The following is a 272-nucleotide window of genomic DNA, read 5'->3' as shown; positions in this document are numbered from 1 at the left end:
TGGGTTGAACCGCTGATTCCGCGTTAGAAATAGCACTTTCCGAGACGGTTCTAATAACTTCATGACGCGTTACATCTGCTCGGTAGTAAGATAGTCCAAGTAGTGCGTAAGCATTAAAATAATCTGTAATCTCTTGCTCGGCTCCCATATATGTCGCAATCCAATGATCTAGGTTGACATCCTTTGCTCCTTTAAGCGTGTCTTCTTTGATTCCCTTGCCGTAACGAAACTCTGCTTTGAAAGTGTCATCTAGGTAGCTACCATAAATAACG

General features: G+C 42.6%; 1 pseudogene. It reads right to left on the bottom strand.

Annotation, left to right across the window (positions count from 1 at the left end):
* Nucleotides 1-272: pseudogene (locus A3735_RS30855) on the bottom strand (hypothetical protein); the annotation flags it as partial.

It is taken from the genome of Oleiphilus sp. HI0061 (assembly GCF_001635675.1).
This window is presented reverse-complemented; position numbering and strand designations above follow the sequence as displayed.